Genomic DNA, 14,925 nt, shown 5'->3' on the forward strand with positions numbered 1-14,925 from the left:
ACGCCCGGCTCAGCGCCCGGTGAGGTTCCGCACGATCGAGTCGGCGATCTCGCCGCTGCGCAGGGCGATGTTGGACAGCAGTGAGGAGGTGAGGCCGTGGCTGTGTTCGGTGCCGCCCTGGAGGTAGATCCCGCACTCCAGTTCGGGGGTGGTCAGGACGCGGTAGTCGCGCGCCACCTGGAGCCGCCCTGAGGCGTCTCGCGGGCAGTGCCGGCCGAGATCGCCGAGAAGCCGGGTCGGCTCCATGGGGTCGTAGCCGGTGCCGCAGGCGACCGCGTCGACGGACACCTCCTGGACGTCGTCGTCGATGAGCGAGTGCAGCAGGAGGCGTGTCTCGCTACCCGACCGCTTGACCTCGGCCAACCTGGTGAGGTTGCGGAATTGAAGGCGGTTGGTGTTGCGTACGACCTCGCCGTACCAGCGCCGGTACAGGTCGTGGATGACGTCTCTGTCCACCACGGAGTAGTTGGTGTTGCGGTGGAAGTGCCAGAAGGCGTGCCTCGCCTGCGAGCTCCCGAAGTAGTAGTGGTCCACTGCTTCGGGGTCGAACACCCGATTCGCGAACGGTGTGTCGTCCGCCAGCGAGTAGCCGTACGACGGAGTGATCGAGTGGATCTGCGCGTGCGGCAGTTCGTCGTACAGGAACCGGGTGATCTCGGCCGCGCTCTGCCCGCCGCCGATCACCGCCACGCTCTTGAGTTCGTACCGGTCGACCGCCCTGAACTTCTCCAGGAACTCCGAACTGTGCCAGACCCGGTCGTCCCGGCTCACGCCCTCCGGCATCCGGGGGACCAGGCCCGTCGAGATGACGACGTTCCGGGCGTGGATCACCCGGACATCCCCGCCGGGATCCCGCACCTCAAGCTCCAGGTGGGTGACCGCATCGCCGCCCGCCGGTCGCCGGATCGCGACGACCTCCGAGCCGTAGAAAACCTGGTCGGAGAAGGCCCTCTGCGCCCATTCCAGGTAGTCGTGGAACTCCTCACGGGTCGGGAAGAAGTCTTGGTTGTTGACGAACTGCGGAAGGCGGCCCGATCGATGGAGGTAGGAGATGAAACTGAAGGGGGACAACGGATTTCGGAACGTGACGAGATCCTTGAGGAAGGAGACCTGCATCGTGACGCCCGGAAGCAGCATGTTGCGGTGCCAGCCGAATTGGGGCTGCTTCTCGAAGAACGCCGCCCTGATCGGCTGCTCCGGCGTGTTGGACGGGTGTTCCCTGAGGGCGATCGCGAGAGAAAGGTTGGACGGTCCGAAGCCGACGCCGACAATCTCGTAGGCGTCATTTTCTCGAATGTGCATGGAACTCCTCTGCGAGCGGAATTGTGAAGACGATCGGCCGGACGTCACGCCCAGGAGATTTCGGCGAGGGCTTGCGTCGTTGTCGCCGTGAAAGTCCACGTCCCCGGCCCTCGAAGCCGTCTGCGCACCGAGAATAAAATGTACGGTACCCCGCCGCGAGGCTCAATGATCCGGCCGCGGCGAAAAGGCGCGCTGTCCGGCCGACCGGACAGACGTCGGGTTCGACGACGGAATTGGGGCCGGGATTCTCCGTCGGCGGCCCGCTCCGGAGGGCACCGTCCCCGTCGGAGCGGTCCGGCGGCGGAAGGAGGGCGCGGAACGACCGGCGGCGGCACCCGGCGGCTCTCCCCTCGCGCCGTCGGCCGGGCGTGGTCAGCCGAAAAATCCGGCGAGGGCCTCCATGTCGATCGGGACCGGGGAGAGCCGGTACCCCGCGGGCGGTTCGACGCCGAGCAGGTGGCGGACAAGGAAGTCCCAACGGCGCCGGGTCACATGGTGCTCGTAGCCACAGTAGATGTGGTCGGCGTCGGGGACGATGAGCAGGTCGAAGTCCTTATCGGCGCGGATGAGGCGCTCGGCGAGCCGTAGGGTCAGGTGCGGCGAGACCCTGTCGTCGAGACCGCCGTGCACCAGCAGCAGCCTCCCCTGGAGCCGGTCGGCCAGTTCCACGTTGGAGGCCGCGACGTAGTCGGCCTCCGCGACGGGGCCGTGATAGGGCTCGGCCAGGCCGAGGTCGACGAAGCGGAAGTCGTGCATCCCCGACTCCGCGACCGCCACGGAGAACATTTCGGGGTACTTGAGCAGCGCCCGCACGGCCGCGAAACCGCCGCCCGACATGCCGGTCACGCCCACCCGGCCGAGGTCCATCCACGGCCGGGTCCCGGCCAGCTCGCGCAGCGCCGCCACGTGGTCGGACAGGCCTGCGGCGTCTCCGAGATCACCGTAGGACACGTCGTGGAACGACTTGCTTCGGCCGGGCGAACCCCGCCCGTCGATCGCGACGACGACGAAGCCCAGGGCCGCCAGCGCCTCGGCCTCGTAGCCGTACGCGCCGGGGTCGAACGACGGGCTCACGCGGGTGTCGGTGGGAAGCCCGTACGGCGTGTCGACGACCGGGTAGCGGCGCTCGGGGTCGAAGTCGTGCGGCCGGTAGAGCAGGCCGTAGATCTCGGTCCTGCCGTCCGCCGCGGTCGTACGGATCCGTTCGGGCGGGCTCCAGCCGGTCGCCCGCAGGCCGGTGACATCGGCACGCTCCAGCTCGACCAGCACCCGTCCGTCCCACGCGCGCACGGTGATCACGGGAGGGGTGCCGGTCGTGGACGCCGAGTCGACGAAGTACCGCCCGCCGGGCGGAACCGTGATGACGTGATCGAGTTCGTCGTCGGTGATCCGGGCGAAGCCGGAGCCGTCCAGGTCGGCCCGGCACACCGACCTGCGGTACGGGTCCTCCTCGACGAGCCCCGCGGCGGTGAAGAAGACCACCCGCCGTTCCTCGTCGACGTGCACGATCTCCTGCACCGCCCATGGTCCGGAGGTGACCTGTGTGATCGGCTTCCCGGACTCGGCCGCGCACAGGTAGAGATGGCCCCAGCCGTCCCGCTGGGAGTACCAGAGCACCTCGTCGCCGCCGGAGAGCACCCGGACCATCGGTCGCCCGAGTTGCCGCTGCGAGGGCTCCACGCGCGTCGCGCCGGTCTCGCTCATCACCGTTCGTACGGCTCCGGATTCGGGGTCGAGCCGATTCAGGCTCAGCGTGCGCGCGTCCCGGGAGGTGCTCAGGTAGTACACGGCGGAGCCGTCGGGCGCCCACCACGCCCATCGGCTGAAGATCGGCGACAGCAACGGCATCGGCACCGGCTCCGCGCGGGCCCGGACCAGCGAGCCGGTGACGACGTCGATGACGACGAACTCTGCCAGAGGCAGCCGGTCATCTCCGGGATGGGCCGAGCGCAGGCTGAGGGTCTCGGGCGGGCCGCCGTCGGTGGGCGCGCTGCGCAGCAGGTGGGTCCGGCGCACCCCGCGCAGGTCGGTCCGATGTGTCAGGATCCGGGTGGAGTCGGGCGACCAGGCCACGGCGGGTGGCATGTGCGGAAGGCCCAGCCTGGTGAGCAGGGTCGAGTACATGAGGGCGTCGGGGTTGGCGCCGTAGTCCTGATCGGGGGTGCCGTCCGAGGTCAGGGCGCGCTCGCCGAGACCGTCCGGGAGGCGCACGCGCAGGTTGTGACCCGAACGGTAGACCGCGTGGCGGCCGTCGGGCGCGACGACCTCCAGCGGGTTGCCCGGGGGTGCGGCTTCGGACTTCTCACACAGGTAGGTCTCCAGCGAGCATCGCCAGTGCGGGCCGAAGGCGTCGAACTCCACCATGTCATACGCCGTGCCGCCCGCTGCGCCGCCCGACAGGGCGATCGCGGAGAAGGGCAGCGCTCGCGCGCTCACCTCCTGGCCCGACGCCTCGGCCAGTCGCGCGGCGAGGCGGACGTGATCGAAGGCGTCCCGGCGGGTGCCGGCCTCGGGGTCGACGAGGACGAATCTCTTGCCCTCCTCGGTGTCGACCGCGTACCAGAAGCGCTCGCCCCCGTCCAGCCACCTGGGCGTCACTTTGGACCTTTTCACCAGGTTGGCGCGGTTGTGACGGAGCAGCTTCTCCGCCGTCTCGTAGGCGCGGACGGCAAGCCGATTCGATTCGCTGGCCATGATCTTCCTTCGGGCCGTGGGGGAACGGCGATCTCGGCGCCGCCGACGGCACCGCCTCGGGAGGAGCGGCCTTGCGGCGAAGACGCCGACGATTTCGCCCGGCTTCGTGCCGCGGGCGATGTCACGAGGAGCGTCAGGCGTTGACGGTGATGTCGAGCGCGGTCGGCCGGTCGGCGCTGAGGACCTGCTCCGCCGCCTGATCCAGGGTGGCGAGCACCCACTGATCAAGGTCGGCGCCCGACTGTTCCGCGGCCTTACGCCACCAGTCGATCCGGCCGCCCGGCAGGGCGAGTCTCTTGACGGTCTCGCTCTCGTCGGTGGCCCGCGCCGACAGCGACTTCTGCCGGCTGAGCTGCACGGCGTTGCGTAACTGCTTCGTCGTCCAGTTTCCCTGCTCGGCCAGGTCCAGCCACTTGTCCTGCTCCTCGCTGGGTAGTGACGCGAGCTCGGCGTGGTGCTGAAACGTCAACGCGGCGCGACGGCGGTGCAGGGGGAACCGTCGCGACACCCAGGCGTAGTTCCTGAGCGTCTGGTACTGCAGACCGACCGCCGCGATGCCCCGCTGATACCTGTCGGAGTACCGGTCTTTGCCGAAGACCAGCCAGTCGCCCAGCCACCAGCAGGACGAGTCGACAATGCCGGACAGACGGCGCCCGGCGAGTTCCCATTCATCAAAGGAAAGCGTCGGCGGAAGATGCAGGCCGATCTTTGTGGTCATAACCTTCGCCGGTAATGCGTTGTCGACCGGGTGTGGTCGCGGCCTCGGAAGCCGATCGCGGACGGTAACCGGACTTGCGGGATGCAGTCTTCTCGTATTATCCATCCTCATCACCTACCCGGCGTCATCTTACCTCGAAAGAGGTATGTGTCCAGGGTGGGCGAGAAAGTCTCCTGGTTGCGGTCAGGATGTGAGGCCGCTGACATCGGGCATAAGGGGCATAAATGGTGGCGCAAAAATCACGGTGCGGAGAATGCGCAGTTTGCGCCCTCGCCGACGCGCTTTTTTGTGTTTTTCGGATACGTTATATCCGGCCCGGACCCGGCTTCGCGGGCGGCGTCAGGGCAACCGTCCCATCAGCTCGGCCACGTCGCGGCACTGGGTGCTCGGATGCCGGTTGAACGACGACCGCACCCGGTCGCGGACCTCGCGCCGCTGTTCCTGGCTCAGTTTGAACATTCCCTCGCAGCGGATCACGCGGACGCGGAGGGCGCCGACCGCCGGCGCGATCTTACGGAAATATCCGAGAGAATCGCGCATGTCCCAGTGGCTCCCGAATTTCTCCTCGAAAGCGTGCACCGTGGCCTGCACCACATGGAGCGTGTCGTCAATCGAGTCAAGCTTCTGGACGATGCCGCGGACATGCACTGATGTGAAATTCCAGGTCGGTGCGCACGGCGTGTATTCATAGACGGCCGGCGTTACATATGCGTGCGGTCCGGTGAATGTCAGGAGAACGGCGCCGCCGTCCTTCAGCGCGGCCCAGTGCGGGTTCGCCCGATTCAAATGGCACAGCAATACGCTGCCCGCCAGATCGGCGGACGCGGCGTCGACGAATTCCGGGATCACCGGGAGGTGGGTGGCGAACGGAACGTCCCCCGTCGCGCCGTTGCTCGTCATCAGCGCCAGCGGGTTGCCTGTGATGATCTCGACCATCCACGAGGTGTCAGGCGGACGGTAGTGGCTGGGTACGAACATCGAACCTCCCGGGCCGGGGGGCGACCCCGTGGCGCCCGGCGATGCGGAGGGCCTCGCCGGCCGCCGGTTCAGGACCTTCTGATGATGATGTCGTCGAGGCTGGTGCGGGCGCGGATCTTCACGGTGGACGCGGACGCCGTGCCGTTCTCAGCCGGCAGCCTGTTGAGGACGCGGCCCAGCTTGGAATGCGCGCTCAGGTCGACACCGGTGCCCGGGCGAACGCCCACCTCGACCTCTCCGATGTCGGTCGCCAGGTCGACCGTGCCGCGCGCGACCTCGCCGACCACGATGTTCCCGACGTTGGTCTTGGCGTCGACGTTGGCGTCGGCGCGCTGGACGAGGATGCTTCCGTTGCGGTTTCTGGCCCGAAGGTCCCCGCCGATCTCGGCCAGCTGGAGCCGGCCGGAGCTGGCGCTGAACTCGCACGCGCCGAGGAGGCCCTCGCTGCGGATGGTGCCCAGGTACGCCCTTCCCCGCACCTCGGACCCGGTGGGGAGTCGAACGGTGATGGACACCGTCCCGGGCGGCGGCTCCCCGAGGTACCTGTACCGCCACGGGTGGCCCTGCCGGACCCACAGCCCGTCCGCCTCCGTGTAGCCGATGTCCACCTCCTGGACGGCCTCGATATCGGTCGGCTGCGCCGGATCGTACGGCTCGACCGTCACCACAGTGTCGGCACGATCGCCGGCGACGATGGCGACCTCGCCGGCCGCCACTGTGATGGTGGCCCGGATGGGCTCGGGAGTGTTGAAGGTGGGCACGTCATCCTCCATGGCGGTCCGCCGGCTCGGCCGGCCGGGCTGATCGGTCAGTTCGGCTGATCGGGCCGCTCGCGGTTGAACGCCTTGATGGACCAGAAGAGGCCGAGGACGCCGATCCCCGTCGTCCAGGCGAGGGCGATGACGGCGCTGTCGCCGATCGGGGTGCCGTACATCAGCCCGCGCAGCGTGTCGATCATCGGGGTGAACGGCTGATACTCGGCGAAGTACCGCACGCCGGTCGACATCGACTCGGGCGGCACGATTCCCGAACCGACCAGCGGGAGCAGAACCAGCGGGAAGGGGCCGTTGCTGGCCGAGCCGACGGTCTTGGCGGCGAGGCCGAAGGCGAGGCCCAGCCAGCACAAGGCCAGGCTGACGTAGGCCAGGAATCCGACGACGGCGAGCCACTCCAGGGGCGTGGCGTTGGGGGACAGGCCCATGAGGAAGGCGATCCCGGTGACGACCGCCATGCTGAGGAGGGCCTGGATCACGCTGGCCAGGACGCGGGCGACGAGGATGGACGGGGTGTAGATGGCCATCGTACGAAAGCGGTTGTAGATGCCCCCCGTCATGTCGACACTCGTCTGCGTGGAGGTGCCGATCAGTTGTGACGCGGCGGTCATGATGATGAGACCGGGCAGCAGGTAGTCGACGTACCCGCCCGAGCCTGCGATGTTCACCGCGTCCCCGAGAGCGCCGCCGAAGACGTAGTTGAACAGCAGCAGGAAGAGCACGGGGATGCCGATGATGGCGCCTACGGCCACCTTGTCGCGGAACTGGTTCTTCATGTTGCGCCGCAGCATCGTGGACAGGTCGCGCAAGGGATGGACCTTGACGGAACCCGAGGGGCGGGGGAGCGTGGCGGCCACGGTGGAGTCCGTCATGACGAGACCTTTCGGCTCTGACCGGTGAGAGCGAGGAACACGTCGTTCAGGTCGGGCGTGTGCAGCGAGACGTGCGGGACCTCGTCGGCGTCGATCCGGGTGAGCACGTCCAGCACCGACCGTGCGCTGGTGTCGCTGGCGACCCGCAGGGTGAGATCCGCGTCGTCGCGGACCGCACCCTCGATCCGCTCCGCGGCGGCGTCGAGGGCGTGCCTGGAGGTGAAGGTCAGCATCAGGTGCCCGCCGGGGACGCGCCGCTTGAGCTCCTCCGCGGTGCCTTGGGCGACGATCCTGCCTCCATCGAGCACGGCGACCTGGTCGGCCAGTTGGTCGGCCTCCTCCAGGTACTGGGTGGTGAGGAAGATCGAGGTCGCCTCGGTGCGGACCAGATTGCGGATGAGCTCCCACATCCCGAGCCGGCCGCGCGGGTCCAGACCGGTGGTCGGCTCGTCGAGGAAGATGATCCGCGGCGATCCCACCAGGGTCATCGCCAGGTCCAGCCGGCGTCGCATGCCGCCCGAGAAGGCGTACACCGGCTTCCTGCCGGCGGCGGCCAGCTCGAAGAGGTCGAGCAGTTCGGCGGCCCGCTCGCGGCCCCGCCGCTTGGGCAGGTGCCACAGATCCGCCATCAGCAGCAGGTTCTCCTCTGCGCTGAGGTAGTTGTCCACGGCGGAGAACTGGCCGGTGACGCCGATGACGGAGCGCACCGCCATCGGCTCCCGCCGCACGTCGTATCCCAGAACGCGGACCTCTCCGGCATCGGCCGAGGTCAGCGTGGAGAGGATCCGCACCATCGTCGTCTTGCCCGCGCCGTTCGGGCCGAGAAGGGAAAAGACCTGCCCCTCGGGGACGGACAGGTCGATTCCATCGAGAACCACCTGATCGCCGTAGGACTTGCGCAGCCCACGGCCCTCGATCGCGGCATGTGTCGTGGCGCTGGTGTCGCTCGTCGGGTCGTACGCGACAGTCATGTTGACCCCTGCATGGGTTCGATACTCATGAACATTGTTCAAGTCGCGATGCTAGATGACACTTGAGCACTGTGCAAGTAGCTAGCTGAACATTGTGCAAGAGTCGTCTCCACAGGTCTCCCCGCGCGGAGGCGGTGTGGTGGGCCGAGCGTCCGCCACGGCGGGTCGATGTGTCCTGCGGCGGTCGGTCCTGTCTGTCGCTCGCTCCGGTGGTTGCGCGCCGCGTTGCGCGCCGGTGTCGCGCACCCCTCGGCGGCGCCCGTCGGACGCCGAGGCGGGGCCACCTCCCAGGTAGCCATGGCGCCGTCCGCCTGGCAAGAACCCCGTAAGTCCCGTAAGGACGCCGTGAAAAACGGGTGAAGAACGGGTGGAGAACGGGACGCTCCCGCGCGGGGACGAGGCCGGCCCGGTGCCGTGTCCCGTCAACCGGACAGGAGCGGGGGCGGGCGACCTTGACGTCTCCGCTCGCGGTGATGAATGTATATTGAGCGTCGTGGGGACCTGACCCGCCAAAGCGGGTCGATGAAATTCCTTCTGATTTCCGGGATCAGCGGCACGGCCTTTTCTAATTATCCGCGCGGCCAAGATGTGAAAAGGTTCCTGAAAGGCTCGCGGAGCCCCTCCATTACACAAGATCAGCAGGGTGGTGGAACCGCATGGTCTCGTTGCGAAGCCGTGAGCTCCTCCCCGAGAGCCGCTATGTGTGGCGGGCGAGAAGACCGGGTCACACGCACCGGCTGATCTGCTTTCCGCACGCCGGCGCGGGCGCGTCCGCGTTCGCCGGATGGGCCGACCTGCTGCCGCCGGAGATCGAACTGGTCGCGGTGCAACCGCCCGGCCGCCAGAACCGGATCGCCGAGGAGCCGTTCACCGAGGTCGGCCCGCTCGTCAACGCGCTCGTCCACGCCCTCCGGCCGGAGTTCGCCGGCGGCTTCTCGTTCTTCGGCCACTCCTGCGGCGCCGCGCTCGCGTACGAGCTGGCCTCGGCGCTGCGGGCGCGGGGACGGCAGGGTCCCGAGCACCTCTTCCTGTCCGCGCAGCCGGCTCCCGGGGTCACCGGCGTCCGGCGGCTGCACGACCTGCCGGACGAGGAGTTCCTCGCCGAACTCGCGGCCCTCGGCGGCATGGATCCCGAACTGTCACAGGACGCCGACGCCATCGGCGCCCTGCTGCCGTTGCTGCGGGCGGACTTCGCGCTCTGGGAACGGCATGATCCGTCGCCGAGCGGTCCACTGGAGTGCCCCATCACCGTGCTGTGCGGGGAATCCGATTCCCGGGCGCCGCTGACCGCCATGTCCCCGTGGCGGACGCGCACCGCCGCAGAATTCCGGATCCGGGTGTTTCCGGGCGGTCATTTCTATTTCCTCGACGCCGTCGCCGAGGTGGTGCCGGCCATTGCGGAAACGATTCTCGCGGCCACGATCGGGCGGAGGCGGACATGACATCTCCCGGCTTTGTCGCCCCGGAACTCGTTGACGACGTGCTCGCGGCGGCGCGGGGAATTCCCGGTGTGCGGGACGCGGTCGCCGTGGTACGGCGGCGCGCGTGGCTCGTCGGGCGCGCGCCCGCGGACCGGCCGACCCGACCGGCGGAGCCCGACCCGGCGCCCAGGGCCCCGGCGGAGTTGCACGGCGGCCCGGTCCGGATCCCGGCCGGAGCGCCGGCGACGCTGCAGGAGGCGCTGCGCGCGGCGGCGGAACGGGCCCCCGGCAAGGGCACCGTCTACATCCGGCGCGACCGTGACGACGTCCTGCAGACCTACCCCGAACTGCTCGCCGAGGCCGAGCGCGTGCTCGCCGGTCTGCGCGTCGCCGGGTTGCGCCCCGGCGACGCGGCGCTTTTCGTCTTCGACGACAACCGCTGTTTCCTCACCGCCTTCTGGGCCTGCGTCCTGGGCGGGTTCGTGCCGACGCCGGTCGCGGTCGCGACGACGTACGACGTCCCGAACGAGGTGACCCGCAAGCTGCACAACGCGTGGCGCCTGCTTGGGCGGCCGGCCCTGCTCACCGACGCGGCGACCGCCGGCGCCCTGGCCGGCGTACGCGACCTGTGGGGCGAACCGGACGTGCGGCTGCACACCGTCGAGGAGTTGCTGACGCACCCGCCGGATCACGACCCGTTCCCCGCGGCGCCGCAGGACCCGGTGCTCAACCTGCTCACCTCGGGAAGCACCGGCGTGCCCAAGTGCGTGCAGCACACGAACGCCGGCCTGCTGGCCCGGACCTTCGCGGTCGCCGAGCATCGCGGTCTCACCGCCGAGGACGTCGGCCTCATCTGGATGCCGCTCGACCACGTCACGGTCGCCATGTACAACGTCCGCGACCTGATCCTCGGGTGCCTGCACGTCAACGCCAAGATCGACCACTTCCTCAGCGATCCGCTGCTGTGGCTGGACTGGATGGACCGCTATCGGGTGACCAACACCTGGGCCCCGAACTTCGCCTTCTCGCTGGTCAACGAACTCGCGGCGGAGATCCGTGGGCGGTCGTGGGACCTGTCCCGGGTGCGCGAGATTGTCAACGCGGGCGAGCCGGTCATCGCCTCGACCAGCCATCGCTTCCTCGACCTGCTGGCACCGCACGGGCTGCGGGCGGACGCGGTGACACCGTGCTGGGGGATGTCGGAGACGTGCTCCGGCGTCACCTACACCCGGCAGAGCCGCGACGATCGCACGGCCGGCACCGTCGCGATCGACCCCGCGACGCTGGGCGGCTCCATCCGCCACCTGTCGCCCCGGGACGAGAAGGCGGTCGTCCTCTCTACGGTGGGCCGACCGATCCCCGGGGTCCGGCTGCGCGTCGTGGGCGAGGACGGCTCGGTGCTTCCGGAGGGCCGCGTCGGCGAGCTGCGCGTCGCGGGCGCCACGATGATGCGCGGGTATTTCGGCAACGACGAGGCCAACGCCGCCGCCTACGACGAGAACGGCTGGTTCCGCACCGGCGACCTGGCGTTCGTTTGCGACGGCGAGGTCGTCATCGCCGGCCGGATCAAGGACCAGATCATCGTGCGCGGCGTCAACCATCTGGCGCACGAGATCGAGAGCGTCGTCGAACGCGTGGACGGCGTACGGGTCACCTTCGTGGCGGCCGCCGGGCTGCGCGATCCGGGCGAGAGCACCGACAAGCTGGTGATCTTCTTCGTGCCGGAGCGGCGCGACCCGGCCGCGGCCGACGCCCTCGTCCGCGAGATCCGGGCGGTCCTCGGGCGCGAGGCCGGGCTCGTGCCCGACGTGCTGGTCCCGGTCACCCCGGAGGAGTTCCCGAAGACCGCCAGCGGGAAGATCCAGCGGGCGGCGCTGGTGAAGGCCCTGCGCGCCGGGGCGTTCGCCGACCGCGTGTTCGAAAGCGAGCCCGCGGCCGAGCCCGACGCCTGGCTGGTGCGGCGGCAGTGGGTGGAGCTCCCCCCGCCCGAAGCAGAGGCGCCGCGGACCGGAACGTGCCTGGTGGTCGGCGAGGACGCCGTACTCGGCCTGCTGGCCCCGGACGGCGCCGTCGTCGCGGTCAGGGACGGGCACGGGCCGGGCCGAACGACGCCCGGGCGCCACCGCGTCGCGGCCGGTCGGCGCGAGGACGTGCGGCGCCTGCTGGCCACGGTGACCGAGCGGCACGGCCCGTTGTCCTCGGTGGTGCTCGCGCTCCCGGAGGCGGCCGAGGGCGACGATCCGGTCGCCCGGCTGACGGCGGCGACCGCGGAGGTGACCGCCTTCGCGGGTGAGCTCGCCACACAGGAGTACGGCAGGCCGCTCCTGCTGGTCCTCACCGCCGGAGCCGTGCACGCCGCGGAGGCGGACGCCGTCGATCTGGGCACCTGCGCGCTGCCGGCGCTGATCAGGACCGCGGCCGACGAGGCCGCCCCGGCCGTGGTCCGGCAGGTGGACCTGCCCCCCGAACGGCGGGAGTGGCGGGAGGCGGTCCGCGTCGAGCTCGCCGACCGCCTGCACGCCGGCGTCGTGGCGGTGCGGCAGGGTCGGCGCCTGTGGCCGCGCCTCGTGCCCGTGGACGACGAGATCGGCGCCGACGCGGGCCCGCCGGTGGTTCCGGGCGGGCTGTACCTGGTCACCGGAGGGCTGGGCGGCATCGCGCACGAGATCTGCGGCCATCTCCTGGCCGCCTACGGGGTCCGGTTGGTGCTCGTGGGCCGGTCACGGCCCGAAGGGGAGCGCGGCAGACGGCTCGCGGACCTCGCCGCCCTCGGCGAGGTCGAATACCACCTGCTCGACGTGGCGAAACCCGGCCTGGTCGAGGCGGCCGTGAAGACCGCCGAGGCGCGCTGGCAGCGGCCGATCGACGGCGTTTTGCACCTGGCGGGGGAGGACCCCACCGGGCAGTGGGCGGACCTCGACCGGCACACGATCGCCCGTGAGTCCGCGACGACGTACGCCGAGCACTACCGGGCCAAGGTGGCGGGCACGCTGTCGGTCGCGCGGGTGCTGGAGTCTCGGCCGGACGCGAGCCTGGTGCTGTTCGGCTCGGTCAACGGCGAGTTCGGGGGGCACTCCTTCGGGGCGTACGCGGCGGCCAACGGCTTCCTCGTCGGATTCGCCGATCATTGGCGTCACGAGCGCCGCCGGACGGTGCACTGCCTCGGCTGGAGCATGTGGACCGGCGTCGGCATGAACCGCTCGCAGCCGACTGCGGCCGCGCGGCGCCGCGGGTTTCGCCCGATCGACCCGGCGCACGGGCTGCGCCTGTTCCTCGCCGCCGTCACGGCGCCGCATCACTACCTGCTCGTCGGCCTCGACCTGGCGAACCCGGCGATCGTCAACGAGCTGGCCCCGGATCGTCTGCGCGTCGGCGAGCTGCTCGTCGCCTACACCGGCGACCAGGTGGAACCCGGACAGGTGCGTGCGGCCCTCGCCCCGGCCGGGCGGCGGTGCCCGGTCCCGCTCCGGGTGGTGCGGGTGCCGCGGATCGTCGCCGACCGGGACGGCGGCGTCGACGCGACGCGGCTCCTGCTCGACGCCGAGCGGGCGGGCCGGACGACCGCCGAGCCCGTCACCGAGCTGGAACGCCGAATCGCCGGCATCTGGTCCGAGGCGCTCAACCGGCCGGTGGTCGGCAGGGACGACTCGTTCTTCGACCTCGGCGGCGACTCCCTTCGCGCCGCCCGGCTCCTCGCGCTCGTGGACCGGCGGCTGTCCGTACGGCTCACGAGCCGGGAGCTTTACACCGCCCCCACCGTGGCAGGCATGGCGGCCGCCATCGCCGAAGCGTACGGCGGCGGCCCCGCCAAGCGATGACCGCGGCCCCGCCGCCCTGACCGCCCTCCGCCCGCCCCCGCGCCGGGGGCGGGAACGCCATGCGATGCCGATCGAGAAGTGGACGCGAAGATGATCCCTCTGTCCAACGCCCAGCGGCGCCTGTGGTTCATCGACCGGTTCGAGGGACCGTCGGCGACGTACAACGTCCCGTTCGTGGTACGGCTGCGCGGACCCCTCGACGTCGCGGCGCTGTGCGCGGCGGTGCGGGACGTCATCGGCCGGCACGAGATCCTGCGTACCCGGATCGTCGACAACGCGGGCGACCCGGCTCAGCTCGTGGTGCCGGTCGAGAGGCTCGAGTACGACATTCCGGTCCTCGACGTGAGCGCCGGCGAGGCCGTGGCGGCGACCGAGCGGGCGGCACGCCACCGGTTCGATCTGTCCGCGGAGATCCCGGTGCGGGCGACGGTGCTGCGGATCGGCGCGGAGGAGCACGTGCTCGTGCTGGTGATCCACCACATCGCCGTGGACGGCGAGTCGATGGCGCCGCTGGCCCGGGACCTGGAGACGGCGTACGCCGCCCGGGTGCGGTCCGCCGCGCCGCGGTGGCCGGAACCGCCCGTGCAGTACGGCGACTACGTGCTGTGGCAGCGGGAACTGCTGGGCGACCCCGACGACCCCGGCAGCAGGCTGGCCACCCAGTCGCGGTACTGGCTGGACCGGCTCGCCGGCATCCCGTCGCCGCTTCCGCTGCCCACGGACAGGCCGCGCCCGCCCGTGGCCGGCCACCGCGGCGACGTCGTCACATTCCCGGTCCCCGCCGACCTGCTGGCCGCGGCCGGGCGGGTGGCGCGCGCCCGCGGCGCGACGACGCCGATGGTCATGCAGGCGGCGCTCGCGGTGCTGCTCAGCCGGCTCGGGGCGGACCAGGACATCCCGATCGGCGCCACGATCGCGGGGCGTACGGACGAGGCGCTGGCCGACTCGGTGGGCTTCTTCGTCAACACCTGGGTGCTGCGGGTCGACCTGTCCGGCAATCCCACCTTCGAGCAGGTGCTGGCGCAGGTCCGGGACCGGGCGCTGGAGGCGTACGAGAACCAGGACGCGCCCTTCGACCGGCTGGTGGAGGCGCTGAACCCCGAGCGGTCCACCGCGCATCATCCGCTGTTCCAGGTGATGTGCACCTGGCAGTCCGAGGACCGGATCGCGCTGAGCCTGCCGGGGGTGTCCGCGTCGCTGGAGGCCGTCCCCACGGGGACCGCGAAGTTCGACCTGGAGTTCAACTTCGCCCACGACTCCGCAACGGGCGCCGTGCGCTGCGTCCTGGAGTACGCGGTGGATCTGTTCGACCGGGGGACGGCCGAGGGGCTGGCGGCGCGGTTGTTGCTGGTGCTGGAGGCGCTGGTGACCGAGCCGG

10 protein-coding genes are annotated in these 14,925 nt (G+C 70.4%); 3 read left to right on the forward strand and 7 right to left on the reverse strand.

From position 1 onward, the window contains the following. Positions 1-9: 9 nt before the first annotated feature. From AB0K60_RS03505 to AB0K60_RS03535, 7 genes are all read right to left on the reverse strand, one after another. Positions 10-1,302 (reverse strand): SidA/IucD/PvdA family monooxygenase, encoded by a 1,293-nt coding sequence (locus tag AB0K60_RS03505; protein WP_364048091.1) that lies wholly within the window; start codon positions 1,300-1,302, stop codon positions 10-12. A gap of 372 nt (positions 1,303-1,674) precedes the next feature. Then, complete coding sequence (locus tag AB0K60_RS03510; protein ID WP_364048093.1) at positions 1,675-3,996, reverse strand: prolyl oligopeptidase family serine peptidase; 2,322 nt, start codon at positions 3,994-3,996, stop codon at positions 1,675-1,677. 133 nt (positions 3,997-4,129) lie between these two features. After that, positions 4,130-4,714, reverse strand: a complete 585-nt coding sequence (locus AB0K60_RS03515) for an LmbU family transcriptional regulator (RefSeq protein WP_364048095.1) — start codon at positions 4,712-4,714, stop codon at positions 4,130-4,132. A 339-nt stretch (positions 4,715-5,053) separates the two neighbouring features. Beyond that, positions 5,054-5,692, reverse strand: a complete 639-nt coding sequence (locus tag AB0K60_RS03520) for an FMN-binding negative transcriptional regulator (protein WP_364048097.1) — start codon at positions 5,690-5,692, stop codon at positions 5,054-5,056. Positions 5,693-5,760: 68 nt separating this feature from the next. Beyond that, positions 5,761-6,453: a hypothetical protein gene (locus AB0K60_RS03525; RefSeq protein WP_364048099.1), complete on the reverse strand. Its 693-nt coding sequence runs from the start codon at positions 6,451-6,453 to the stop codon at positions 5,761-5,763. 47 nt (positions 6,454-6,500) lie between these two features. Continuing rightward, the gene (locus AB0K60_RS03530; RefSeq protein ID WP_364048101.1) at positions 6,501-7,337 is read right to left on the reverse strand and encodes an ABC transporter permease; all 837 of its coding nucleotides are present in this window, start codon (positions 7,335-7,337) and stop codon (positions 6,501-6,503) included. Continuing rightward, complete coding sequence (locus AB0K60_RS03535) at positions 7,334-8,308, reverse strand: ATP-binding cassette domain-containing protein (protein WP_364048103.1); 975 nt, start codon at positions 8,306-8,308, stop codon at positions 7,334-7,336. Before AB0K60_RS03535 ends, AB0K60_RS03530 begins: the two co-directional genes overlap by 4 nt. Before the next feature lie 656 nt (positions 8,309-8,964). Between AB0K60_RS03535 and AB0K60_RS03540 the strand changes: the two genes are divergently transcribed. From AB0K60_RS03540 to AB0K60_RS03550, 3 genes are all read left to right on the forward strand, one after another. Continuing rightward, the gene (locus AB0K60_RS03540) at positions 8,965-9,750 is read left to right on the forward strand and encodes an alpha/beta fold hydrolase (protein ID WP_364048105.1); all 786 of its coding nucleotides are present in this window, start codon (positions 8,965-8,967) and stop codon (positions 9,748-9,750) included. Then, positions 9,747-13,547 (forward strand): SDR family NAD(P)-dependent oxidoreductase, encoded by a 3,801-nt coding sequence (locus AB0K60_RS03545; protein ID WP_364048107.1) that lies wholly within the window; start codon positions 9,747-9,749, stop codon positions 13,545-13,547. Before AB0K60_RS03540 ends, AB0K60_RS03545 begins: the two co-directional genes overlap by 4 nt. A gap of 90 nt (positions 13,548-13,637) precedes the next feature. Then, positions 13,638-14,925: condensation domain-containing protein (locus AB0K60_RS03550; protein ID WP_364048109.1), on the forward strand; the 1,288-nt coding region annotated here is incomplete at its 3' end.

Source organism: Thermopolyspora sp. NPDC052614 (assembly GCF_040678635.1).
Classification (GTDB): domain Bacteria; phylum Actinomycetota; class Actinomycetes; order Streptosporangiales; family Streptosporangiaceae; genus Thermopolyspora.